The sequence below is a fragment of the Methylococcus sp. ANG genome (assembly GCF_040730495.1).
Classification (GTDB): domain Bacteria; phylum Pseudomonadota; class Gammaproteobacteria; order Methylococcales; family Methylococcaceae; genus Methylococcus.
On the sequence record NZ_CP160399.1, the window covers coordinates 874,516 to 897,093 of the forward strand.

Below are 22,578 nucleotides of genomic sequence, written 5' to 3' on the forward strand. Positions count from 1 at the left end.
CGTTTTTACTCTTGAGGTGAGGCGGAGATGAACACCGGTGTTGTCCAAAAGGGGTCGAGCGCGCCTCTTGGCGCCACCGTTCGTGACGGCGGCGTCAATTTCAGCGTGTTTTCAAAGAACGCCACCCTCGTCGAGCTATTACTGTTCGACGATGAGAATGCCGCGAAGCCGGTAAGGATCATCGCGCTCGATCCTCGCCGGCACCGTACCTATCACTACTGGCATGCCTTTGTCCCGGACCTCGAGCCGGGGCAGGTCTACGCGTACCGGGCCCATGGGTCCTTTGCGCCGGAACAGGGCTTGCGATTCGATGGCGAGAAGGTTCTCCTCGATCCTTATGGTCTCGCCGTAGCGGTCCCCGACGCCTACAACCGAAAAGCCGCGAGCCGGCCCGGCGGCAATGCGGCGGTGGCGATGAAAAGCGTCGTGGCCGACCCCGGCCGCTATGACTGGCAAGGCGACGTGCCGCTGAGGCGGCCCTTCGCGGAGACGGTGATCTACGAACTGCACGTCCGCGGTTTCACTCGCGATCCCAGTTCGGGCATCGCCTCCGAAAAGCGAGGGACCTACTCCGGGTTGATCGAAAAGATTCCCTATCTGAAGGATCTGGGGATCACCGCCGTCGAGCTGTTGCCGGTGTTTCAGTTCGACCCGCAGGACGCTCCGCAAGGCCGCGTGAACTACTGGGGCTACCAGCCGGTCTCCTTTTTTGCGCCGCATCATGCCTACGGTTCGCGGAAGGGACCCCTCGATGTGCTCGATGAGTTTCGCGACATGGTCAAGGCACTTCATCGCGCCGGCATCGAAGTCATCCTCGATGTGGTCTTCAATCATACGACGGAAGGCGGCCAGGACGGGCCGACCTTGTGCTATCGCGGCCTGGCCAATGACTTCTATTACATTCTCGAAAAGGATAAATCGCGGTACGCCGACTACACCGGCTGCGGCAACACGCTGAACGCCAACCAGCCGATTGTACGCCGGCTGATCCAGGACAGCCTGCGCTACTGGGTCACGCAGATGCACGTCGATGGCTTCCGTTTCGATCTCGCGGCGATCCTGTCGCGCGACGAGGCGGGTCATCCGCTGCCAAACCCGCCGGTACTCTGGGACATCGAGTCAGATCCCCTGTTGGCGGGCACCAAATTGATCGCGGAAGCCTGGGATGCCGCCGGACTCTATCAGGTGGGAAGCTTCGTCGGCGATACCTGGCAGGAATGGAACGGCCGTTTCCGCGACGACGTGCGGCGGTTCCTGAAGGGCGACAAGGGTACGGTATCCCCCCTGGCCTCGCGCTTGCTGGGCAGTCCGGACATCTACGGCCACGAGGAACGAGAAGCCGAACAAAGCGTGAATTTCGTCACCTGTCATGACGGCTTCACTCTCAACGACCTGGTTTCCTATAACGAAAAGCACAACGAGGCCAACGGCGAGGACAATCGCGACGGCGCGAACGACAACCTGAGTTGGAACTGTGGCGCGGAGGGGCCGAGCGACGACGCAGCGATCGAAGCGCTGCGCAACCGCCAGGTGAAGAATTTTCATGCCCTGGAGTTGCTGGCAGCCGGCACTCCGATGCTGCTCATGGGTGACGAGGTGCGCCGATCCCAGCGAGGCAATAACAATGCCTATTGCCAGGACAACGAGATCAGCTGGTTCGACTGGAGCCTATTGGAACGACATGCCGACATCCACCGGTTCGTCCGGCAGCTCAATGCCTTTCGGCATCGCCGCGATGTGGTCGCGGAACAAGACCGGTTCAGTCTCAATGAACTCTTGCGCCGGGCGCAGATCCACTGGCATGGCGTGGCGCTCGACCGCCCGGACTGGAGCGAGGACTCGCACACCCTCGCTTTCACGTTGCGCAGCGTGCATGCCCGTTTTCTCTTCCACGGGATGCTCAACGCCTATTGGGAACCCTTGGCGTTCGAATTACCCCCCGTGCCTGCAGAAAGCCGGCAAACCTGGCGGCGCTGTATCGACACCGCCCTTGCTTCACCCGACGATATCAACTCTTGGGAAAAGGCGCCGTTGGTAGGGCAGGCCACGTATGTAGTGAAGCCACGCTCGGTGGTCCTGCTCGCGCTGGCGCTTCAAGAGGCCACTTAAGCATCCTCTCATCGACGCCAATCAGCCGCGACCTTCGGGCTATACACTCGAAGCCCGAAATCACGGATCGCGAGCGATGGGTGAGTTTCTCCACCAATCGCGTTCACCCTTACTCGCCGAGCTGTTTGGAAGCGACGAAGAGTGTGGACGGTTTTGCCCGATCGCCCTGCAGAACGATTCCCCCGTTGGTTGGCTTCGAGGTGGCGCACAATCATGCACACCGCTTCGACCTGCTCCGGAGAGTCTGCCTATTCGGCCAGAACGGTGAGCGTGAGCGGCTGATCGGTCGCCCGCAACACCTGCGGGATGCGCTTCTCTAGATCCAGCAAGGACGCCGCCGCAGAGCTGACGCCGATCTTGGTTTCCTCCGCGCGATCAACTATCCTCCCGCCGGGATCGGTCGCACCGACCGGCCGCCTTCCCGTCCATCGACCCGAAACCGGATATCAATCGCATGCGCCATAAATTACGCGGCATCTTCGTCCTGAGCCTGGCCGCAGCCGCCGCCGGTTGTTCGAGTCTCCAGTCGGCCTCCGACACCGCCAAGGCAGCGGCGGTCGAACCGGCACCCGATGCCGGCTTCATCGCGCATCCCGAACGCCAGACCAAACGCGCGGACCTGCCGTTCCAGAAAGTCTGGATCAAGCCCGGATTCGACAAAAGCGGCTACCGAGAGCTGGTGGTCGCACCGGTGAACACCCAGTACATGATGGAAATGGACTGGCTGCACAACCTGAGTTCGGCGGCATGGGTCAGCGACGTCAAATCCGATATCGCGGAACTGGGCCACTATTTTCACGACCAGGTCGTGAAAGCGTTCAAAGAGGATCCCAAACACCGTTTCAAGGTCATCGAGCGCGCGGGCCAGCACAAGGAGCCGGCTCTGCGCCTGGAACTCGCGTTGATCGAGATCGACCCATCCATGCCGGTGCTGCACGCCCTCAGCTGGGCCGGACCGATCGGCACCGGCAGCGCGGCGGGCGCCGTCAATCAGCGCCGGGCCGCCTTCGAAGGCCGGTTGCGCGACCTGCGGACCGGCGAGGTGGTCGCGACCTTCGCCGACCGCGATATGGCGGATGTCGGCCCGCTGGACCTGACCCGCCTGACCTGGTACGGCCCCGCCAAGGGCATCATGGACCGCTGGGCCGAGCAGTTCGTGCAGATCGCCAACCGCAAGCCCGGCGAGGTGGTCACCGATCCCACGGCCTTCACCGTGCGGCCTTTCTGAAATCCGCGACCGGCAGGGATGGAACACGAAATCGCTTACACTCCCGCCGAAGCACGGGCTGCAGCCCCGATCACCGCCTTCCGCACACATCCCGACCGCCCGGCTGAGCGCGTCTTGCTCGCGGCCTTGCTGCTCACGGCGGCGGGCTGCGCCGGGCTGAAGCCGCATTCACCGCCGCCGGCCCGAGTCGAATCCGAAGTTCGGATCCCCGGCATGCCCGATGTGAGGACGTGGGGCGACGAATTCAGCCCAGCGTTCCAGCAGGATCTGGTCGAATCGATAGGCCAAGAAGAGCGTAGCGGCCTGTTTCGACAAAACGGGACCGTGGACTTCCTGGCGATTTCAGGCGGAGGCGGCGACGGCGCTTTCGGTGCGGGGCTGTTGTGCGGCTGGAGCGCGGCGGGCAACCGGCCCGGCTTCAAGATAGTCACCGGCATCAGCACCGGCGCCTTGACCGCGCCCTTCGCCTTTCTAGGAGTCTGTCGGACTTTCCGGTTCTGGTTCGAACCGGATTGGAGGGGCGGAAGTCCGCTGTTTCCGTTAACATAGCGGCCTATTCCGGATAGATCGCGACAAGGTGAGACCCGATGAGCCGCTTCATCCCCGTCAATCGCCACCAGCAGTATCTGCTACCGCCCTCGGTTGACGAATGGCTGCCAGCCAACCACCTGGCACGGTTCCTCGTCGAGGTCATCGATCAGCTGGATTTAAGTCGACTGACGAGCCGCTACTCGGGGCGCGGGTCGGCGGCGCACCATCCGTCGGTACTACTGGCCCTGCTGGTTTATGGTTATGCCACCGGGGTGTTCTCCAGCCGCAAGATTGAGCGGGCCACCTACGATTCGGTGGCCTTCCGCTTTCTGTCGGCGGAAACCCATCCCGATCATGACACCCTGGCCCACTTTCGCAAGACCTTTCTGGGGGAGCTGGAGGACCTGTTCGTTCAGGTCTTGAGCCTGGCGCAGGCGATGAAGCTGGTGAGGCTCGGGCAGATTTCCCTGGACGGGACCAAGATTAAGGCCAACGCCTCCAAGCACAAGGCCTTGTCTCATGGCCACATCGAGAAGTTGGAAGCGCAGTTGCGGGAGGAGGTGCAGGCCTTGTTGCAGAAGGCGGCGGAGGCCGACGGGGCGGAGGAGCCGGACGGCATCGACCTGCCAGAGGAGTTGGCGCGGCGGCAGGATCGGCTGAAGGCCCTGGCGGAGGCGAAGGCCAAGATCGTGGAGCGGGTCGCGGAGCGCGATGCCCGGGCGCAGCAGGACTATGAAGCCAAGGTAGCCCGTCGCGAAGGCCAGCGGCAGGCGGGCAAGAAGCCACGTGGGCAGGAGCCGAAGCCGCCGGAAACCGGGCCGAAGGCCAGCGACCAGATCAATCTGACCGACGAGGAATCCCGCATCATGCCGAGCCACGCGGGTTTCCTCCAGGGCTATAACAGCCAGGCTGCGGTGGATGTGGAGACGATGTTGATCGTCGCCACCACCGTCAGTCAGCAGACCAACGACAAGCAGCAGGTCGAACCGATGCTGGCCGAGATCGAGAAGCTGCCGGAAGCCTGGGGGAAGCCCGAAGCCCTGCTGGCCGACACGGGCTACTTCAGCGCCGGCAACGTGCACGCCTGCTGCGAACAGCAGATCGAACCGCTGATCGCGATGGGACGGGACAGCCATCACGTGCCGCTGGCGGAACGCCTGGCTCCGGATGCCCCGGAACCGGAAACCACCGATCCCGTGGAGAAGATGGCCTGGAAACTCAAAACGAAGGCAGGGAAGGCCCGCTACGCCAAGCGCAAATCCACGGTGGAGCCGGTGTTCGGCATCATCAAACAGGTCTTGGGATTCCGCCAGTTCTCTCTGCGCGGCTTGGAGGCAGTGGCCGGAGAATGGAAGCTGGTGGCGATGGCGTTCAATCTGAGGCGGATGCACGTGTTGGCGGCAGCGTGACAGGCTTCACGTAAAAACCAAGCGTTACACACCAATAGCGCCGCCATGGGGGAGGCGGGGCACATCTTGGTCTAGTTATCGACGCGAAACGTTGGTGACTACCCCGCCAATGCCCCCGAAAAATTCTCGATTCCAAGAATCCCGACCCGAGTAAATCCATAGTCCGACAGACTCCTAGGACCGGCCTACGACGACAAGCTGAAACAGGTCTACACCACGGTCTCGTCGCGGGACATCTTCCGCCTGAAATCCTTGTTTGGCATGCTCCAGACCGACGCCATGAGCCTCAACGATCCGCTCGCCAGGCTCACGGCCGAATACGTCGACGAAAAAATGCTGGCGGACATCGCCGCTGAGCACGCCAAAGGCCGCCGCCTTTTCATCGGCACCGCTGCGCTCGATGCCCAGCGTCCCGTCGTCTGGAACATGGGTGCCATCGCCACGTCGGGCCATCCCGACGCCCTCGAGCTGTTCCGGAAGGTCATGATCGCGTCGGCCGCGGTGCCGGTCGTGTTTCCGCCTGTCTATATTCCGGTCGAGGCCGGCGGGAAGCTTTACGACGAGATGCATGTCGACGGCGGCGTCGCCCACCAGGTGTTTCTCTATGGGCCGGTGCTGAGGCCCCTGGCCGCGGTCAAGAGCCTGGGATTTTCGGCCCCGCGCCGGAAGGGCCGGGTGTTCGTGCTGCGAAATAGCCAGATCAAACCGGCCTGGCAATCGGTGAGACCCCTGGTCCGCTCCATCGCGCCCAGGACGGTCTCCTCCCTCATCAAGAGCCAGGGTATCGGCGACATCTACCGCATTTTCGCGACAACCCAGCGTGACGGCGGCGATTTCAACCTCGGCTACATTCCGGACCAGTTGGACACCACCCGCTCGGACGAATTCGACAACCGGGTGATGAACGTATTGTTCGAAACCGGCTATAAACTTGCCCGGCACGGATATCGCTGGCAGAAAGTACCGCCCGGCTTCACCCGCGACGCAACCGATGACAGCACCGCGTCTACACCGGCCAGGGAAAAATTGGACGACGACGGGCCGATCGTAGCGCCTCGAGGGAGATGACCATTGAATTGCACCGGACTGGCAACGGAGAATGTGGCCTGCGGTGGCACTCTCCGTTTCAATGTTGCAGGTCCCTACGAGGATAAGCCCATGCCCCAACGCGAAACCATCCGTCCCGCATTTCGAGCGCTGCGCCCGCTCCTGTTGGTTACCTTGGCCTACATCGTTGCCGTCCCCGCAACATTGCTGGCTACCCCAGGGCTTACCTCGGAACCGGACCCAACGCCCAGCTCAGGTTCGACGCCTCCCGAGGCAGCCCAACGCCCCACCGACGCGGCCAATCCGCTCACCGAGATCGAGTCCCTGGTTGCCCCTATCGCGCTTTATCCCGACCCGCTTCTCGCAGAAATGCTGGTGGCATCCACTTACCCGCTGGAAGTGGTCCAGGCGTCGCGCTGGCTGGATTCGCACCCCGAGCCCGCCGCCGTAAAAGACAAAGACTGGGATGCCAGTATCCAGCGCCTGATCGAGCTGCCTTCAATCATCAAGATGATGAACGACCACCTCGAATGGACAACCCAGCTCGGCGATGCCTTTCTCGCCAGGCCGGCGGAATTGATGGACGCGATTCAATCTTTGCGCAAACGCGCCAGGGAATCAGGTTTCTTGAAGGATAGCGCCGAACAGAAGGTCACGACCAAGACCGTGTCCGCACCGTCCGCCTCGGGAACCGAGGTGCAGGCTCCAGAAGGCCGGCCTCAGGCAACACCGGCAACTCAAAGAAAAGAGGCGATAGTGATCGAACCGGCCAAGTCCAATACCGTTTACGTGCCGCAATACAATCCCGAGCAGGCTTATTCCGCGCCGCTGGCATCGCCCCCCGCTTCCGCGGCGAATTATGCTTATCCCGCTGCCGCGCCGGCGGCCGGCTATGCCTATTACCCCGCGCCGACGCCAGCGTCCACGACCTCCAGCACCGACCAGTGGATGACATTCGGGGCGGGTGCATTGGTCGGTGGGCTGCTGACCTGGGGCCTCATGGAATGGGCGGATGACGACGACTGGCACGGCTATTACGGCGGTTACTACCCGCCCGTCAGCCATTACTACGGCAACGCCGTATGCCGTAACGGAAACTGCTGGTACGGCGGCGGTTACGGCGGCGTTGCCATCGACCGGGGAGATATCAACCGCAATCGGAATATCAATATATCGGGCAACGAGATCAATATCGACCGGGATGGGACCTTCCGCCAGAACCGGCTGAAGGATTTGCGTCAGCGAACCGACTGGACGCCTGACCCCCGCCACCGGCGGGGCCAGCCGTACCCGGAACCCGTCAAACAACGGCTCGGCCAGATCGAACAACCTGGATTGGCCGGAGACCGCCTGGGCGCGCCAGATGCCCTTCCGGCCGACAGGCGGGGGTTCGGCAAGCCCGGAGAGAGGGAGGGACTGCCCAGGCAAGTCGGAGAGCACAGACCGTCGAGCGCCGAGATTCGCAAACGGCTAGCACAAGGGCCAGAAACCTCGGTCGAATCCGGCGGAGGGCTGGCACAGAGCCGGGGAAACGCCGAAATGCAATCCCGTTCTAAGCGTGGAAGCGGCTCCAATTCCCTGGAAGGCGTCAGGACAGCCGGTCCGGAAACGCGGATCGAGAGTCGGCGCGGCGCGCAAAGCCGCCGGACCGAGTCCCTGGCCGGATTTCAGCAGCGCCCGCCGGAGCAATCTGGAGAACGGCGGCGCGGGCAGTCCGGGTCGGAGCAGAGCCAGCGCCCGCAGGCCCCGAACAAGCCGCAATTGACCGAACGGCGCGTCGCTGCACCGCATGGGCAAGCGCTTGGCGGACGGCGCAACCTTGCGCGGCAGGGAAACACCGCCCGGATCGGAGAGTCCGCCAGGCCGAATGCCTTCGAAGGTGTGGGCGATGCCAGACGCACTCAGAATTTCAGCCAGCGCGGAGCAGCCAGCCGGGCCCATAGGGGAGAAGCGGCAAACCGGCCAAACTTGGGCGGAGGAGGCAACCGCGGTGGAGGGGGCGGACTTCGCGGCGGCGAAGGTCGGCGCCGATGACGCCGGTCTCCAACATTCAGGTCAAGTCTCGCAGCCGCGCCGGAACTCCGTTCAGGCGGCCCGCGCGTGGTTCGTCCGCGTTCGTCAATTCCCTTCTGGCATCCAAGATCGAGGTTCCCGTCATGCATCCTGCGTTTCGAACGATCCTTTTCACGGTATTCGCCCTGGCTCAGTTGTCCTGGCTTGCTTCGCCTGCCGCCTCAGCTCCGCCGGCCGGCATCGCCAGACAGCCAGAGAGCGATGCCCAACGCTTCCCCTCGCCGGAACAAGCCGCCAAAGCCCTCGTCGATGCGGCGCGCGGGGACGATCAATAACGGCTTGCCGATCTGTTCGGCAGCCGCTACACGGAGCTTCTGTCCTCGGGAGACGAGATCCAGGACAAGAACGACCGGGAGGCGTTCGTGGTGAAAGCACAGGAAAGGACCACCATAAAAAATATCGACGATCACCGTGCCATTCTGCAGGTGGGCCCCGCGGACTGGCCGTTCCCGATCCCGCTTGTCAAACAAGGAGAAAGCTGGCGGTTCGATGCTGAACAAGGGCGGGAAGAAATCATCAACCGCCGCGTAGGCCGCAACGAACTCAGCACCCTCGGAGTGATCAACGCTTACGTGGAGGCCCAGTTCGCATATGCCGCTGCGGATCGAGATGGCGACGGAGTCGCCGAATATGCGCAAAGACTCGGCAGCACGCCGGGTTCGTTCGATGGATTATATTGGGACCCCGAACCCGACCGACCGCAGAGTCCGTTGGGCCCCTTGGTTGCCGAAGCGCGGGCCGCCGGCTACCAAGCCAAAGGAACGACGGGCAAGTCAGCGCCCTATCACGGCTATTACTATCGCATCCTGACCCGGCAGGGCAACGATGCGCCGGGTGGGAAATACAATTATGTGATCAATGGCAACATGATTGCCGGTTTCGGCCTGGTAGCCTTTCCCGCGCAGTACGGCTCTTCCGGAGTCATGACGTTCATCGTCAATCATCAAGGCAAGATCTACCAGCGGGACCTGGGGCCGGAGACGGCCAAACTGGCGAGCGCCTTGAAGGAATACAACCCGGGAGCCGGGTGGGAACTGGTCACGAATAGCGGGAAGTGAATTGAGCACTATCCCAGCCCAGCGCTAAGGTCCTAAGGACAGGAAAAAGGCGGTCGTTCAGCGGCCCGTACAGAAAAACATAATGAACACTCGGAATCCGGATTCCATCAAGAAAACCAACACTCTCCAAAGTCCATCGGGTTTGAAATTCGCGGTCAATTCCAGCGGCTCGATCCGGCGCCTGGATCACGGGGACATTCTCATCAACCTGTTCCCCGGCTCGGAGGCCGAGGGCGGACCGGCCAACCTCTATCTGCGCCGCCTCGCGGAGCCGGCGGAGGCCGTGCCGCTGCTCGGTCCGCGCAGTCCCGGCCGCATACGGTGCGGCGGACGAGGGCTATCGATCGAGGGGGAATGGGCGGGCATCCGGTTCGGCGTCTGCCTGGTGCTGGCCGAAGCCGCGCCCGCCTGGTTCTGGCACGTGGCGCTGGAGAACACCGGCCGGACCGCCGCAACGGTAAATCTGGTCTACGCCCAGGACCTGGGGCTGGCGCAATATGGCGCGGTGCGGCTCAACGAATACTACGTCAGCCAGTACCTCGACCATACGCCGCTCCCTCACCCCTCACAGGGTACGGTCCTGGCTTCCCGCCAGAACCTGGCGATGGGCGGACGTTTTCCCTGGGTCGCCATCGGCTCGCTGAACCGGGCCCGGAGTTTCGCCACCGACGCGCTGCAATTTTACGGTCTGGAGAGCCGCGCCGGCCGCCCGCCGCGGGGGCTGATGGAGGGCCTCCCCGGAACGCGCCGCCAGCACGAACACGCCATGGCCGTGATCCAGGACGCCCCGCTGACACTGGCACCGGGCGAGGCATCGGCGGCGGGATTCTTCGGCTGGTTCGAACCGGACCACCCGGAGGCGACCTCCGCCGCCGATCTGGCCTTCGTCGATCTCGCCCTGAGCCTGCCGGAAGCGGCGCCTCCCCCGGCAAGGCAGGATCCATCCGAAGGCTTCGCGCCGTCGGCCAGTCTATTCAGCGCCGCGCCGCTCCTCGAAACCTTCGATTTCGGCGATGCCGAGATCACCGGGCTGTTCGGCGGCGAAAGGCGGGAGCCGGAACTGGAGAATGGCCGCCTGCTGTCCTTCTTTTCGGGGGAACGCGCTCACGTCGTGCTCAGGGCCAAGGAACTCGAGGTGCTGCGTCCCCACGGCCACATCCTCCGCACCGGCAGCGGCCTGGTGCCGGACGAGGCCGGCCTGACCTCCACCGTCTGGATGGCCGGCGTGTTTCATTCGATGATGACCCAGGGCCACGTGAGCATCAACCGCTTCCTGTCCACCACCCACGGTTATCTGAGCCTGTTCCGGGCGCACGGCCAACGGCTGTTCGTCGAGATCGACGGCCGCTGGCGGCTGCTCGACGTGCCCTCGGCTTTCGAAATGAGGCCGGAGGGCTGCCGCTGGATTTACAAGTACGCCGGCGGATTGCTGCAGGTGCGCAGCGAGGCCGCCACCGGGAGCCATGAACTCTCCGTAACCCTGGATGTGCTGGAGGGACCGCCCATCCGCTGCCTGCTCAGCAACCATGTCGCCCTCAACGGCGACGACGGCGCCGAGGCCGTGCCGGCGCAGTTTATCCGCGACGGGACGGGGGTGTTCGTCCGCCCGGTACCCGAATCCGACGTCGGACGCCGTTTCCCGGACGGCGGCTTCCGCATCGATCCGCTGCCCACCACCCCGCTCGAGACCGTTGGCGGGGACGAGCTGCTGTACGCCGACGGCCGGTCCCGGGGAGAGCCTTTCCTGTGCCTCGTCACGGCGCCGGTCTCGTCGGCCGGCTTCCGCATCACCGGCTGTCTGGTGCCGGCGGCCCCGGCCGCGGCCGACGCGAGCCGATATTGGCGCGAAATGACCGCGGCCTTGCGGGTCCATCCGCCGGCCGGCGGCGATTTGACGGGAGACATCGAGCGCCTGCGGGAGGTCCTTCCGTGGTTCGCCCATAACGCCCTGATCCACTACCTCAGCCCGCGCGGGCTGGAGCAGTATTCCGGCGGCGGCTGGGGCGTCCGCGACGTCTGCCAGGGACCGGTGGAAATGCTCCTGGCCCTGGGCCGGTCCGAGCCGATCCGCGACCTGCTGTGCCGGGTGTTCAAGAACCAGAATCCGGACGGCGACTGGCCGCAATGGTTCATGTTCTTCGAGCGGGAACGCAACATCCGCCCCGGCGACTCGCACGGCGACATCGTGTTCTGGCCGGTCCTGGCCCTCGCCCAATACCTGCTGGCCTCCGGAGACGGTGCGCTGCTGGATGAGGTTCTGCCCTTCTTCCATCCGGAAGGCGGCGACAAGGCCGAGCGGGCGACGCTATGGGGGCACGTCGAGCGCGCGCTGCAGGTCGTGGCCGCGCGGACCATTCCCGGCACCCGGCTGGCCGCCTATGGCCACGGCGACTGGAACGATTCCCTGCAGCCGGTGGACCCGACCATGCGCGAAAGGCTGTGCAGCGCCTGGACGGTGACCCTACATTACCAGACTCTGACCACGCTGGCCGAAGCGCTGCGCCGCTTGAAGCGCGATGACCAGGCGGCGGCCTTCGAGACCGCGGCGGCGGGAGTGCGGGAAGACTTCCAGCGGCGGCTGTTGGTCGACGGCGTCCTCGCCGGCTACGCCCATTTCGGGGAGGACGGACGAATCGCTTATCTCGTGCATCCGCGCGACCGGGCCACCGGGCTTTCCTACAGCCTGCTACCGATGATCCATGCCATCACCAACGGCCTGCTGACGCCCGAACAAGCGGCGCGGCACCTGCGGCTCATCGAAGACCACCTGCTCGGGCCCGACGGCGCCAGGCTGTTCGACCGGCCGATGGCCTACCGCGGCGGCCCGCAGAAATACTTCCAGCGCGCCGAGAGCAGCAGCTTCTTCGGCCGCGAAATCGGGCTGATGTACACCCACGCCCATCTCCGTTACGCGGAAGCGCTGGCCCGCTACGGTGACGCGGAGGGCTTCTTCAAGGCGCTATGCAAGGCCAATCCCATCGGCATCCGTACTCTCGTACCCAAGGCCACCCTGCGCCAGGCCAACTGCTACTACTCGAGCTCCGATGCCGCCTTCGCCGACCGCTACCAGGCTTACGCCGAGTACGAGCGGATTCGGAAAGGGGAAATCGCCCTCGAGGGGGGCTGGCGGGTGTATTCGAGCGGGGCGGGCATCGGCATGGGCCTGATCCTGCGCGGATTGCTGGGGTTACGGCTGGAAAGCTCGAAGCTGGTGATCGACCCGGTCATCCCGAAGGCATTGGACGGCCTCCGTATCGAACTGGATTTCGCCGGCTGCGAGTTCGAAGTCGTTTACTCCGTTCGAAATTCCGGCTGCGGCCCCCTGTCGCTCAGCCTGAACGGTGCCGATCTGCCGTTCAGCCGGGCGCCCAATCCCTACCGGACGGGCGGCGCCGAAGTCGCCGTGGACATGCTACGGGCGAAGTTGACGGAAGGCTATAACCGGCTGACCGTGACGCTGGGCTGACTTGTCCGAACCGTTAGCTAAGGCATTGGAACAAAATAAATCTGCCATATGAATGCTACGGCAGGATCGTATAATTCCATTCGCCATGGAAGGCATGGCGCTGTATTTTGAGGCCGTCCATTTCCGCGTCGGTGACCTTGATCCCTTTGGGATATTCGCTATCGTCCAGTTCGCAATAGACCCGCAAGCCTTTGCGATTGGTCGTCGAGGCAATCAAATTCACCACGACCTCGTGACTGATGAGCGGACGACCGCGCCAATTCATCGTGATAAAGGAAAATAGGCGATGCTCAATCTGGTTCCATTTGCTGGTTCCCGGCGGGAAGTGACACACCGTGATGGCCAGTCCTAACTCGGTGGCTAATGCCTGAAGCTCCCGCTTCCATAAGCGCACACGCGAGCCATTGCTCCCACCGCCATCGGCCGTAATCAACAAGTGCCGTGCCTTCGGATAACACGGTGCGCCCATGGAGTGCCACCAGCGGCGAATACTTTCCACCGCGAATTGCGCGGTGTCGTGATCCGTCCCGACATTGACCCAGCCGATATTCAACGTCGGATCGTAAATGCCATACGGTGCCACCTTCCCCAGTTCGGGGTCTTGAAAATCATACACCCGAACGGCTTCCGGCTGCCCTTCGGGGCGCCATTCCAGGCCCTGTTGCTTGAAATTCCCGACCAGTTCCTTCTTCTTGGTGTCCACCGAGATGACCGGATCGCCCCGCCCTTGGAACTGCTTCACCTGGGTGTAGATATGCTCGAACTGGGCATTGCGATCCGGATGCGAACCGCCCTCCAAGGTTTTTCGATTACCTTGCAGGCTATAGCCCAGCGCGCGGAGCAGTTCGCCCACCATCCGATGGCTGGTTCGGTGCCCCATCTCAGTGAGGGCTTCGGCCAATTGCCGCGTGCTCTTACACGTCCAACGCAACGGGGATTCCGGATCCCCGCGCGTCACCGGATCAATCAATCGCTCCAAATCGGCCTTCAGGGTGGAGTCCTGGTCAACCGTCCGTTTCCGGCCTGCCCCCTTCCGGCGAATACGGCCCTGAGGCAAGGCATTCTGTTGTTCCAACTCTTGGCAGCCTTGACGAATCGCCTCTCGACATAAACCGGTTTCCCGTGACACGGCCGAGATTCCGCCTCGGCCAATCGCCAGCGCCTCCGCCCCGGCAACCAAGCGCCGCAGACGCTCGTCCAGGTACCGATCGAGTTTCTCAAAGCGCTTCTTGATTGCGGCATGTTCCATACCGCAACTTTAAAACAAACCCCTCAGTATTTGGAAGAGTTATTTTGTTCCAACGCCTAAGGGGCGGCGAGCGGTTTCCACTCCCAGGCGCCGTCCCTCTTGAGTTCCAGCATCCCGTCGTAACGATCCATCCGGTCTTCGGTTTCGGCGAAGACCACGTAGCCGATGGAATTCCGGCTCAACTGGTTCAGGACCAAGTCCAGCTGATCGTCCCCCAGCGCGGTGGCCGGACGATCGAGGAAGGCGAAGCCGGGAACGGCCGGCCAGCACTCGGGCGAACACCAGCAATTGCTGCTCTGCCAGAGGGAGGATGTTGCTCCAGTCCTGCTCCACATCGAGGCCACCGAAACGAGTCGGCAGAGACGCCAACCCCAACGCTGCAAGTGCATCGTCGATCCGCCCGTCGACAATCGGCGGCATACCCGCCGACGCCTCGAACTCGATGGAACAACCTGCAGCGCCGAAGCCGGCACGGACCAGTTCGAGAGGATGTGGCGGCAATAGCAACTCGAGGAACACGATCAGCAAAAGGAACAGGCCGAGCGCCTTGCCGCCCACGTCGGAATGCAGCAAGACTCTTAGAGTCTGTCTTGAAAAAGAAAATGGAGGATCGTAGGGCGGATAAGCGGCAGCGCATCCGCCAAATTCAGCTTCGCTGCTCTTCGAGTCAGCTTCGCTGCTCTCCGAGTCGGCGCGGAGGTGGATGCGCTACGCTTATCCACCCTACCTGAGCGGAGAATTTTCCTGACTTCAACGGATCGACTTTGCTTGAATAGATTTTTCAAGACAGGTTCTTACATGGCGCTTGAAGCGCGCCCAGGCCTGGCGATCCAGAGGAGTGTGTTCCTGATTCATTGTTGGCGCTGCGATGGATGGGATTTCAGTATTGGAGTCCGGCCAGAGCTTCCCGGCGCAGCCGGTGTCAAAGCCTTGCAAAACGACCGACGGGTGGGGGACACTGCTGCCGGCGTGCAAGGGCTCCCATAGGTACCGGCGCGGAATCCGCCAAACCTCTTGCGCTGTCATAATCCCCGAGCAAAATAGCCAGACCCGATGGATTATCGCGTTTTCAAGCGCGCCTTACCAACGATCGTTCCCACATGGAGATTACCGATGGAAGCCACGTCCCCCCTCTCTGCCGAATTCGAACGGCTCACCGTCTACGGCCCGACCCGCGCCACCGTGAGCGGAACCCCGCTGGATGCCGAAGAAGCCCGGCAACTCCATGCCTTCTGGCGAGCCTGCAACTACCTGGCGCTGGGCATGATCTACCTGCGCGACAACCCGCTGCTGCGCGAGCCGCTCAAACCCGAGCACATCAAGAACCGCCTGCTCGGCCATTGGGGCTCCAGCCCCGGCCTTTCGTTCGTCTACACCCACCTGAACCGGGCCATCAGGAAACACGACCTGAACATGATCTTCATGGCCGGCCCCGGCCACGGTGCCCCCGGCGTGCTGGGACCGCTCTACCTGGAAGGCAGCTACACCGAAATCTACCCCGACAAGGACCTGAGCGAAGAAGGCCTGCTGAACTTCTTCAAGCAGTTCTCCTTCCCCGGCGGGATCGGCAGCCATTGCACGCCGGAGACGCCGGGCTCGATCCACGAGGGCGGCGAACTGGGCTACGTGCTGTCGCACGCCTGCGGCGCGGCCTTCGACAACCCTGATCTGATCGTGGCCGCCGTGGTCGGCGACGGCGAGGCGGAAACCGGCCCGCTGGCCACTTCCTGGCACATCAACAAGTTCCTCAACCCGATCCGCGACGGCGCGGTGTTGCCGATCCTCAACCTCAACGGCTACAAGATCAACAACCCCACCCTGCTGGCACGCATCAGCCATGACGAGCTGGAAAACCTGCTCGAGGGTTACGGCTACACCCCCTATTTCGTGGAAGGCTCGGAACCGGAAAGCATGCACCAGGCGATGGCCGCGACCGTGGACCGCTGCGTCGAAGACATCCACACCGCCCAGACCGAAGCCCGCGCCTCCGGCATCGCCCGACGGCCGCGCTGGCCGATGATCGTGCTGCGCTCGCCCAAGGGCTGGACCGCGCCGCGCCAGATCGACGGCCGCAACGTCGAAGGCTTCTGGCGCGCCCATCAGGTGCCGGTGGCCGACGTCACGAAAAACCCCGAACACCTGAAGCTGCTGGAAAGCTGGATGCGCAGCTACAAGCCGGAAGAACTGTTCGACGCCGAAGGCCGCCCCGTGGCCGAAATCCGCGAGATGGCGCCGGCCGGCTTCCACCGCATGGGTCTCAATCCCCACGCCAACGGCGGCCATTTGAAAAAGGCGCTGCGCATCCCGAACTTCCGCAACTACGGCATCGAAGTCGCCAAACCGGGCCAGATCGAAGCGCCGAACACCCAGCCGCTGGGCGTGTTCCTGCGCGACGTGATGAAGGAGAACATGCGCAACTTCCGGGTGTTCGGCCCGGACGAAAACACCTCGAACAAACTGGACGCCGTCTACGCCGCCGCCAAGAAATTCTGGATCGCCGAGTATTTCCCCGAAGACCAGGACGGCGGCGAACTGGCCACCGACGGCCGGGTCATGGAAATGCTCAGCGAGCATACCCTGGAAGGCATGCTGGAAGGCTACCTCCTGACCGGACGCCACGGCTTCCTCTCGACCTATGAAGCCTTCGTCCACGTCATCGATTCGATGTTCAACCAGCACGCCAAATGGCTGTCGATCTGCAACCAGTTGTCCTGGCGCCAGGACGTGGCCTCGCTCAACCTGCTCATCACCTCGACGGTGTGGCGGCAGGACCACAACGGCTTCACCCACCAGGACCCCGGCTTCCTGGACGTGGTCGTCAACAAGAGCACGGACGTCACCCGCATCTACCTGCCGCCGGACGTCAACAGCCTGCTGTCGGTCGCCGACCACTGTCTGCGCAGCCAGAACTACATCAACGTGATCGTGTCGGACAAACAGTTGCACCTCCAGTTCATGGACATGGACGCCGCGATCGCCCATTGCACCGAGGGCTTGGGCATCTGGGAATGGGCCAGCAACGACGAGGGCCAGGAACCGGACGTGGTCATGGCCTGCGCCGGCGATATCCCGACCCTGGAGGCCCTCGCCGCCACCGCCCTGCTGCGCGAGGAGTTCCCGGAACTGAAGATCCGCTTCATCAACGTGGTGGACCTGTTCAAGCTGCAGCCCGAATCCGAGCATCCGCACGGCCTCAGCGACAAGGATTTCGACAGCCTGTTCACCAAGGACAAGCCGATCATCTTCAACTTCCACGGCTATCCCTGGCTGATCCACCGCCTGGCCTACCGGCGCACCAACCACGCCAACATGCACGTGCGCGGCTACAAGGAGAAAGGCAACATCAACACCCCGCTGGAGCTGGCGATCAACAACCAGATCGACCGCTTCAGCCTGGCCATCGACGTCATCGACCGGATTGCGGAAATCGCGGTCTCCGGCGCCCACGCCAAGGCCAGGTTCCGCAAACAGCAGATCGCCTGCCGGCAGTACGCCTACGAACATGGCATCGACATGCCGGAAGTCGCCGGCTGGCGCTGGCCGGGCTGACCGGCGAGGGGGAAGGCGGCGCGGCCTTCCCCCTCCTCTTATCCCTCATCCACCACAAGCAGGAATCCCCATGACGCAAGTCTCCAAAGACCACGGCATCGCGGTCGCGCTGCTCACCGAGTTCACTACTCATCGCCTGCCGCGGGCACTGGACATCCAAGCGAAAGTCGAGCGTAAGGAACCACTCGACGACCTGGATATCGGTTTTCTCCGCGACGTGTTCGAAACCGCGCAAACCATCAAGCCGCAGGTGGACCGCCAGCCCGAGTACCAGGAGATATACGCCCGCGCGGTGGAGCTTTACGCGGAAATCATGGACAAGGCGATGGAGAACGAGCGGGAACGGCTGGGACCGGCTTCCCCGCTCTAAGAACGCCATGGACGGACCCATCGCCGTCATCAACGCCGGTTCCTCGACCGTCAAGTTCTCCCTGCTGAATGGCGAAAAACGGCTGCTTGGCGCCCTGCTCGACCGGCTCGGGAGCGGGGCCGCCAACGGCGCCTGCGCCCGCTTACGCGATGCCCAAGGCGCCTCGCTGTTTCAAGGCCCGATCCCCGCGCATACCCATGAGGAGGCGCTGGACTGGCTGTTCGACTGGCTGGCCCGCAACGACGGAGGATTCAAGCCCGCCGCGGTCGGCCACCGGGTGGTCCACGGCGGCGACAGCCTGACCCGGCCGGCACGGGTGACCGATGAGGTCATCGGCCAGATCGAGGCACTGGTCCCTCTGGCGCCCCTGCACCAGCCGCACAACTTGGCGCCCATCCGGCTGCTGGCGGCGAAGTTCCCCGACTTGCCGCAGGTCGCCTGTTTCGACACCGCCTTCCACGCCAGCCAATCCGCCGTGGAAAGGCGCTTCGCCCTGCCCAGGGACTATGAAGCGGCCGGCATCCGCCGCTACGGCTTCCACGGCCTGTCCTACGAATACATCGCATCGCGCCTGCCGGAGATCGACCCCGCCGCGGCCGAAGGCCGCACCATCGTCTGCCATCTCGGCAACGGCGCCAGCCTTTGCGCCATGCGGGCGGGCCGCAGCGTCGCGACCACCATGTCATTCACCGCCCTGGACGGCATCCCCATGGGCACCCGCTGCGGCGCCATCGACCCCGGCGTGCTGCTGCATCTCATGGGCCAGCCTGGCATGGATACGGGGACCCTCTCGGACCTCTTGTACAAGCGCTCGGGACTCCTGGGACTGTCCGGCCTGAGCGGCGACATGCGCGACCTCCTGGCCAGCGATAGGCCGGAAGCCGCCGAGGCCGTGGAGTATTTCTGCTACCGCATCGCCCGCGAAATCGGCTCGCTGACCGCCGCGCTGGGCGGACTGAACGCCCTGGTCTTCACCGCCGGCATCGGCGAACACGCGGCGCCCGTCCGCGCCCGCATCTGCGAGCTTTCGGCCTGGCTCGGGGTCGCGATCGATCCGGCCGCCGACCGGATCCTGCACACGCCGGAAAGCGCCGTCCACGTGCTGGTGGTCCCAACCGACGAGGAAGCCATGATCGCCCGCCACGTCCGGCAAATTCTGGAACTGACGCAAGGTTCCCCCCAACCCCTTTAAGCCTTAACATTCGCCCCCCGAGATAGAGAAGCGAACAGGAAACCTCCCATGAGCAATCCTCTCCAGGAACAACTGCGCAAGGCAGGCCTGGTCAACGACAAGCAACTAAAAAAGGCGCAGAAGGAGCAGCGCAAGGAACGCCAGCGCGCCGCCGAAAACAAGGGCACGGATGCCGAAAAGGCCAGGATTCAGCAGGCCCAGGCCGAGAAAGCCGCGCGCGACCGCGAGCTGAATCTGCAGAAGAAGGAAGCCGAGGAACGCAAGGCGTTGGCCGCGCAGATACGCCAGCTCGTCGAAGCCAACCGCCGGCCCGCCGACGGCGAAGTCGCTTACAACTTTGCCGACGGCGGCACCGTCAAGCGCATCTACGTCGACGAGGCCATGCGCAAGCGCATCGCCCAGGGCCAGATCGCCATCGTCAAACTGGACGGCAAATACGAACTGGTGCCGGCGGACATCGCCGAGCGAATCGCAGCGAGGGATGCCTCCTGCGTCGTGCTGAAAAACGTGCCGAGCCGAACCGGCGAGGAAAATAGGGACGATCCCTACGCCGCCTACCAAGTGCCGGACGACCTGATGTGGTAGTCCGCACCCGCCCCCCCCAGGACCTACCGGCCGGATTTCCCCCGCCTCAGGCTCCCCGGACGGTAGCCGAATTTCTTCGTGAATGCATTGCTGAAATGGCTGACGCTGGAATAGCCCAGCCGGGCCGCCAACACCTTTAATGGCGTACCGGTGCTTTGCACCGCCGCATGCGCCGCCTCCAGCCGCCGGTCGGTGACGTAGGCATAGATCGACTGCCCATACTCCCGCTTGAACAGCTCGTTCATCAGCCGTTCCGACAGCCCGTAGCGCTTGACCAGTTCGTCCAGGCACGGCACTGCACCCTCCAATTGGTCCAGCTCCTCGCGCAGCCGTCTGATCGAGCGCAGCTTGCGCGATTCCTCTCTGGTTTCGCCCGCCAGGTGGTCCGCCAAAGCCACGATGAAATCCAGTACCTTGGCCTGGGCGTGCAGTTTGCGCAGGTTCCCGGCCAAATGATCCGCAAAACAGGATTGCAGTATCCCCGTGACGTGCTTTGGTACCGCGCGCACACTGGCGGACGGAAGCAGAGTCAGACCCAAGGCCTCGAACAAGCTCCCAACGATCGGCTCGCCGAGCGAACGTGACAGCTTTGAAGTCCTGATTCCCAGGGCCGTCACCTCCACCGTCGCCGACGTATCCGCCCAATGTTGATGATCGATACGGTCCATGTGCTGAAAGATGCACACGCCGGGATCGTGCGCCAGCCTGACATCCAGTCGGCGGTCATGCAGCACCCCTCGGCCGCGCCGCGCCGTCTGCACGAACAGCAGGGGCTCGGTCAGCTCGGTCACCACTTCCGACATCGGCTGCAGATTCGCCTCCCCCGGCTCGAAATGATGAACGACCCGGCACAGATGCATTCCCAGCGCCAGGTCCAGCATTTCGATCCAGCCGTGCCCCGCACCTTGCCGGAACGGCAACTCGGTCCGGACCAGTTCCTTCTGGTTCGCCTTGACCAGCACCGGTTCGGCGTCCGGTTCGCTGAGCCAGCGGATATTCATTTGGGTGGCAACGGCTTCCATGAGCGGCATCGTGACTACGGGGCAGCGATTCTAACCGACGTCACTTTTCGCATAAATCATTCCGTTTTTCGCATAACGGCAACTCAGCGCTTCCAAAGAGCGGAGGTCTAAACTAGCGGATGCGCAGAAATATGCCCGCCTTAAGGCTATGAATCAGAAATTTTTGCGAAATACATGTTACGCCCCCGCGCCGACAGCCGAACCGCAAGGCTTTGCCCAACACGGAAAGTTGCCACGGCTTCCCTCGACTGGAACAGCAAAGGCGGTATCCGTCTCCAGCCGCAATCCGGCTGAAACCCACGACATCACCGGCATGACGAGAGATACGACCCGCACGGGCCCGGTTCCCCCGATCAGGGTCATTCTCATCCTGGGAACGCTGTGCGCCTTTCCACCGCTGGCGACCGACATGTACCTGCCCGCCTTTGCGCAGATGGCGCGGGCACTCGGAGTCGGCGGAGGCGGCATCGAAGCGACCCTGTCGGTGTTCTTCATCGGCCTCGCCGTCGGCCAGGCGATTTATGGCCCACTGATCGACCGTTACGGCCGCCGCAAACCCTTGCTGATCGGCATCGCCATCTACGTGCTGACCTCGCTGCTGAGCCTGCTGACGACCCGGATCGAATTGTTCGTCGGGCTGCGCTTCCTCCAGGCCGTCGGCGGCTGTGCCGGCATGATCGTCGGCCGCGCCGTCGTCAGCGACTTGTTCGATGAGCGGGAAAGCGCCCGGGTACTGTCGCTGATGATGGTCGTGATGACGCTGGCGCCCATCGTCGCGCCGGTGCTGGGCGGTCAGATTCTGGCCGTCGCCGGCTGGCGGATGATCTTCGTCGTCATGCTGGCCTTCGGCTTGTTCGGCGCCCTGCTGGTCTGGTTCGGCCTGCCCGAAACCCTGCCGGCCAGCCGCAGACGGAACGACGGTCTGGCCGGCGTCGCACAAGGCTACTGGAATTTGTTAAGCACGCGCGGATTCATCGCCCCCACGCTGGTGGGCGGGCTGGCCCAGGCCTGCATGTTCGCCTTCATCACCGGCTCGCCCTTCGTGTTCATCCGTCTGTACGGCGTCGGCGAACAAGCCTACGGCGGCCTGTTCGCGGCCATCGCCGCCGGCCTGATCCTCGCGGCCCAAGGCAACCGCATCGCCCTGAAGCGCTGGAGCCCCGCCGTCCTGCTCGGCGCCGCGCTGGCGCTAAACGCCGTGTCCGGAGCGGCGCTGGTCGCCATCGCCGGCTACAACAGCTTGGCCGCCCTGCTCGTTCCGCTCTGGTTGTCCATCGCCTCGCTCGGCTTCATCGGCGCAAATGCCACGACGATCGCCATGGCCGCAAGCGGGCAGCATCTCGGCAGTGCCTCGGCGCTGATCGGCGTCGTGCAATTCGGCTGCGCCTTCCTCGTCAGCAGCCTGGTCGCCGGTCATCAGAACGGCACGGCCTACCCCATGACCATAGCCATTGCAGCGTCGGGATTGGGAGCAGGCCTGATATGGGTCGTATTCGAACATACTCGGCCCCAGCCCGCGCCTGCGGCGAACGAACGCCAGCGCAAACCCCAAAAAACGGCCTTTCGCAATAACCGACGTAATGGCCACCGGAAAAAACATCATACCCGTATCAAAACGTCCGGTATGTCTCTCTCACCCCCTCAGAAGGAACATCGCCATGATAATTGAATAGATTCACCAAAAAGGCTT

The 22,578-nt window shown here is 63.4% G+C and carries 17 protein-coding genes; 14 read left to right on the forward strand and 3 right to left on the reverse strand.

The features are described 5' to 3' along the window. Window positions 1-27: 27 nt before the first annotated feature. The 9 genes from glgX (at window position 28) to ABZN20_RS04120 (ending at window position 12,921) form a co-directional block, all read left to right on the forward strand. Window positions 28-2,109, forward strand: a complete 2,082-nt coding sequence (glgX, locus tag ABZN20_RS04080; protein WP_367026833.1) for a glycogen debranching protein GlgX — start codon at window positions 28-30, stop codon at window positions 2,107-2,109. A gap of 454 nt (window positions 2,110-2,563) precedes the next feature. Further along, entirely contained in the window at window positions 2,564-3,337 is a 774-nt protein-coding gene (locus tag ABZN20_RS04085; RefSeq protein ID WP_367026834.1) for a DUF3313 family protein, read from the forward strand. An 18-nt stretch (window positions 3,338-3,355) separates the two neighbouring features. Next, a complete protein-coding gene (locus tag ABZN20_RS04090; RefSeq protein ID WP_367026835.1) occupies window positions 3,356-3,886 on the forward strand; it encodes a hypothetical protein in 531 nt (176 codons plus the stop codon). A 38-nt stretch (window positions 3,887-3,924) separates the two neighbouring features. After that, window positions 3,925-5,277 carry an IS1182 family transposase gene (locus ABZN20_RS04095; protein ID WP_218806980.1) on the forward strand — a complete coding sequence of 451 codons (1,353 nt, stop codon included), beginning with the start codon at window positions 3,925-3,927 and terminating at the stop codon, window positions 5,275-5,277. A gap of 198 nt (window positions 5,278-5,475) precedes the next feature. Continuing rightward, window positions 5,476-6,345, forward strand: a complete 870-nt coding sequence (locus ABZN20_RS04100; RefSeq protein ID WP_423246440.1) for a patatin-like phospholipase family protein — start codon at window positions 5,476-5,478, stop codon at window positions 6,343-6,345. Window positions 6,346-6,435: 90 nt separating this feature from the next. Next, window positions 6,436-8,358, forward strand: a complete 1,923-nt coding sequence (locus tag ABZN20_RS04105; protein WP_367026837.1) for a DUF3300 domain-containing protein — start codon at window positions 6,436-6,438, stop codon at window positions 8,356-8,358. Continuing rightward, a complete protein-coding gene (locus ABZN20_RS04110) occupies window positions 8,355-8,672 on the forward strand; it encodes a hypothetical protein (protein WP_367026838.1) in 318 nt (105 codons plus the stop codon). Before ABZN20_RS04105 ends, ABZN20_RS04110 begins: the two co-directional genes overlap by 4 nt. 12 nt (window positions 8,673-8,684) lie before the next feature. Further along, entirely contained in the window at window positions 8,685-9,455 is a 771-nt protein-coding gene (locus ABZN20_RS04115) for a DUF2950 domain-containing protein (protein ID WP_423246441.1), read from the forward strand. Between the two features lie 82 nt (window positions 9,456-9,537). Next, entirely contained in the window at window positions 9,538-12,921 is a 3,384-nt protein-coding gene (locus tag ABZN20_RS04120; RefSeq protein WP_367026839.1) for a GH36-type glycosyl hydrolase domain-containing protein, read from the forward strand. A gap of 55 nt (window positions 12,922-12,976) precedes the next feature. On the opposite strand, the gene ABZN20_RS04125 is transcribed toward ABZN20_RS04120, so the two are convergent. Then, window positions 12,977-14,170 (reverse strand): ISAzo13 family transposase, encoded by a 1,194-nt coding sequence (locus ABZN20_RS04125; protein ID WP_367025483.1) that lies wholly within the window; start codon window positions 14,168-14,170, stop codon window positions 12,977-12,979. A gap of 56 nt (window positions 14,171-14,226) precedes the next feature. Beyond that, on the reverse strand, window positions 14,227-14,505 hold the full coding sequence (locus tag ABZN20_RS04130) for a hypothetical protein (protein WP_367026840.1): 279 nt from the start codon (window positions 14,503-14,505) through the stop codon (window positions 14,227-14,229). Window positions 14,506-15,283: 778 nt separating this feature from the next. On the opposite strand from ABZN20_RS04130, the gene ABZN20_RS04135 reads away from it, so the two are divergent. From ABZN20_RS04135 to ABZN20_RS04150, 4 genes are all read left to right on the forward strand, one after another. Continuing rightward, on the forward strand, window positions 15,284-17,719 hold the full coding sequence (locus ABZN20_RS04135; protein ID WP_367026841.1) for a phosphoketolase family protein: 2,436 nt from the start codon (window positions 15,284-15,286) through the stop codon (window positions 17,717-17,719). Window positions 17,720-17,789: 70 nt separating this feature from the next. Then, a complete protein-coding gene (locus ABZN20_RS04140; RefSeq protein ID WP_367026842.1) occupies window positions 17,790-18,089 on the forward strand; it encodes a hypothetical protein in 300 nt (99 codons plus the stop codon). Between the two features lie 7 nt (window positions 18,090-18,096). Continuing rightward, window positions 18,097-19,281, forward strand: a complete 1,185-nt coding sequence (locus ABZN20_RS04145) for an acetate/propionate family kinase (protein ID WP_367026843.1) — start codon at window positions 18,097-18,099, stop codon at window positions 19,279-19,281. Window positions 19,282-19,329: 48 nt separating this feature from the next. Further along, window positions 19,330-19,866: a DUF2058 domain-containing protein gene (locus ABZN20_RS04150; RefSeq protein ID WP_367026844.1), complete on the forward strand. Its 537-nt coding sequence runs from the start codon at window positions 19,330-19,332 to the stop codon at window positions 19,864-19,866. Between the two features lie 23 nt (window positions 19,867-19,889). Here ABZN20_RS04150 and ABZN20_RS04155 read toward each other — a convergent pair whose 3' ends face one another. Beyond that, window positions 19,890-20,888, reverse strand: coding sequence for a helix-turn-helix transcriptional regulator (locus ABZN20_RS04155; protein ID WP_367026845.1), 999 nt, complete (start codon window positions 20,886-20,888; stop codon window positions 19,890-19,892). A gap of 313 nt (window positions 20,889-21,201) precedes the next feature. On the opposite strand from ABZN20_RS04155, the gene ABZN20_RS04160 reads away from it, so the two are divergent. After that, window positions 21,202-22,557: a multidrug effflux MFS transporter gene (locus ABZN20_RS04160; protein WP_367026846.1), complete on the forward strand. Its 1,356-nt coding sequence runs from the start codon at window positions 21,202-21,204 to the stop codon at window positions 22,555-22,557. The last annotated feature ends 21 nt before the right edge of the window (window positions 22,558-22,578 follow it).

Bases quoted from the DNA above. Each gene is read 5' to 3' on its own strand.
- glgX (WP_367026833.1), top strand. From the start codon at position 28: ATGAACACCGGTGTTGTCCAAAAGGGGTCGAGCGCGCCTCTTGGCGCC.
- ABZN20_RS04085 (WP_367026834.1), top strand. From the start codon at position 2,564: ATGCGCCATAAATTACGCGGCATCTTCGTCCTGAGCCTGGCCGCAGCC.
- ABZN20_RS04090 (WP_367026835.1), top strand. From the start codon at position 3,356: ATGGAACACGAAATCGCTTACACTCCCGCCGAAGCACGGGCTGCAGCC.
- ABZN20_RS04095 (WP_218806980.1), top strand. From the start codon at position 3,925: ATGAGCCGCTTCATCCCCGTCAATCGCCACCAGCAGTATCTGCTACCG.
- ABZN20_RS04105 (WP_367026837.1), top strand. From the start codon at position 6,436: ATGCCCCAACGCGAAACCATCCGTCCCGCATTTCGAGCGCTGCGCCCG.
- ABZN20_RS04110 (WP_367026838.1), top strand. From the start codon at position 8,355: ATGACGCCGGTCTCCAACATTCAGGTCAAGTCTCGCAGCCGCGCCGGA.
- ABZN20_RS04120 (WP_367026839.1), top strand. From the start codon at position 9,538: ATGAACACTCGGAATCCGGATTCCATCAAGAAAACCAACACTCTCCAA.
- ABZN20_RS04125 (WP_367025483.1), bottom strand. From the start codon at position 14,170: ATGGAACATGCCGCAATCAAGAAGCGCTTTGAGAAACTCGATCGGTAC.
- ABZN20_RS04130 (WP_367026840.1), bottom strand. From the start codon at position 14,505: ATGTGGAGCAGGACTGGAGCAACATCCTCCCTCTGGCAGAGCAGCAAT.
- ABZN20_RS04135 (WP_367026841.1), top strand. From the start codon at position 15,284: ATGGAAGCCACGTCCCCCCTCTCTGCCGAATTCGAACGGCTCACCGTC.
- ABZN20_RS04140 (WP_367026842.1), top strand. From the start codon at position 17,790: ATGACGCAAGTCTCCAAAGACCACGGCATCGCGGTCGCGCTGCTCACC.
- ABZN20_RS04145 (WP_367026843.1), top strand. From the start codon at position 18,097: ATGGACGGACCCATCGCCGTCATCAACGCCGGTTCCTCGACCGTCAAG.
- ABZN20_RS04150 (WP_367026844.1), top strand. From the start codon at position 19,330: ATGAGCAATCCTCTCCAGGAACAACTGCGCAAGGCAGGCCTGGTCAAC.
- ABZN20_RS04155 (WP_367026845.1), bottom strand. From the start codon at position 20,888: ATGGAAGCCGTTGCCACCCAAATGAATATCCGCTGGCTCAGCGAACCG.
- ABZN20_RS04160 (WP_367026846.1), top strand. From the start codon at position 21,202: ATGACGAGAGATACGACCCGCACGGGCCCGGTTCCCCCGATCAGGGTC.